This is a genomic window from Methylobacterium sp. R2-1 (genome assembly GCF_014191355.1).
Taxonomy (GTDB): Bacteria; Pseudomonadota; Alphaproteobacteria; order Rhizobiales; family Beijerinckiaceae; genus Methylobacterium.
On record NZ_JACHWM010000050.1, the window covers coordinates 1 to 1,151 of the forward strand.

Consider the following 1,151-nt stretch of genomic DNA (forward strand, 5'->3'; position numbering starts at 1 on the left):
CGAAGCCCCGGGGCGGTCTGTGGACGAGTGGGATAGTGGGGATCAGCCGCCTCGCTTTGACGGCCCCTGCCGCTCCTGCCGGGTCTCGCGCAGCAGCTCGATCATCATCGACATCTTCTCCTCGATCCGGCCGAAACGCTCCTCGAGCTTCGGCAGCCGGTCGCGGTCGCGCTCCAAGCTCACGAGGCGCTCGGAGAGGCGGAGATCGTTCTCCGTCAGGCCTCCGATCTTGCTGTCCAGCCCGGCCGTATAGGTCCCGGCCCAGAAGACTTGCCCGCCGAATGCCAGCGCGAGCCCGCACACCGCCCAGAAAGGGGCGCGCCGGGGCAGGGTCACGATGCCGTCGGGCGCCTCGCCGGAAGCCTGGAGCGTGTCGGACATGGGGTCAGGCCTTCAGCAGGCGGGCGGCGCCGGCGCGGGCCAACGTCGTGAGGGGTGAGGAGACGAAGAAGGCCGTCAGGATCGTGGCCTCGATCGACACGTACTTGGGCGGAAGCGGCTCGACGTTCCAGCCGAGGTCGAACGTCTTCGTCAGGCAGGCTGCCCCGAAGTGGATCGCGGGCGGAATGCCGATGCCGTAGATCAGCCCCTTGAAGGCAGGCGCGATCGCCGCCTTCGCTTGGTTGGCCGCCATCTCGGCCTGGACGACCTGGACCGCGACGTCGCGCTGGTTGTTCTGGCCATTCTCCATCCCCTTGAGGATCGGCTGCAGGACCGAGTTGCCGAACACCTTGATCAGGCCAGAGCCCGCGGTGCCGAGGAGGCTTCCGATCGGGTTGGTGAAGAAGCCCAGCAGTCCGCCCATCACCGCGGCTCCCGCGCCGGCAGGGCGGCGAGCTTCGTCGCGTAGGCGCGAGCGGCGAGTCGGGCGACAGCGAGGTAGGTCGCCACCTTGGCGCCCGGCAGCCACTCCGGCAGCAGCGGCGTGAGGTCGATGCCCGGCATAGCGTCGAGCACGTCCGGCAGGGCCATGATGCCGGCGAGCAGGTAAACGCGCCAGCCGGAGGCCGCGCGCCAGCAGCGGCGCAGGCCGAGGCGCGCCCGCGCAAGGAAGGAACGGCGTGCCATGGTCAGGCCTTCCGGAACGAGGTGTGGATCAGGTCGTAGAGACCGGCGAGGCCGGAGCGGACCGCGCCGCCTGTCGCCTGGAC

General features: G+C 69.9%; 3 protein-coding genes. All 3 read right to left on the reverse strand.

Annotated elements, in window-relative coordinates; translation table 11 throughout:
• Nucleotides 1-42 precede the first annotated feature (42 nt).
• From FHU13_RS27310 to FHU13_RS27320, 3 genes are read right to left on the reverse strand one after another with little or no spacing between them, the layout of a single operon-like run.
• Nucleotides 43-381, reverse strand: coding sequence for a hypothetical protein (locus tag FHU13_RS27310; RefSeq protein ID WP_183438955.1), 339 nt, complete (start codon nt 379-381; stop codon nt 43-45).
• Between the two features lie 4 nt (nt 382-385).
• Nucleotides 386-805, reverse strand: coding sequence for a hypothetical protein (locus tag FHU13_RS27315; protein WP_183438956.1), 420 nt, complete (start codon nt 803-805; stop codon nt 386-388).
• Complete coding sequence (locus FHU13_RS27320; protein WP_183438957.1) at nt 805-1,068, reverse strand: hypothetical protein; 264 nt, start codon at nt 1,066-1,068, stop codon at nt 805-807. The genes FHU13_RS27315 and FHU13_RS27320 overlap by 1 nt, the downstream gene beginning before the upstream one ends.
• Nucleotides 1,069-1,151: the final 83 nt, after the last annotated feature.

Bases quoted from the DNA above. Each gene is read 5' to 3' on its own strand.
- FHU13_RS27315 (WP_183438956.1), bottom strand. From the start codon at position 805: ATGGGCGGACTGCTGGGCTTCTTCACCAACCCGATCGGAAGCCTCCTC.
- FHU13_RS27310 (WP_183438955.1), bottom strand. From the start codon at position 381: ATGTCCGACACGCTCCAGGCTTCCGGCGAGGCGCCCGACGGCATCGTG.
- FHU13_RS27320 (WP_183438957.1), bottom strand. From the start codon at position 1,068: ATGGCACGCCGTTCCTTCCTTGCGCGGGCGCGCCTCGGCCTGCGCCGC.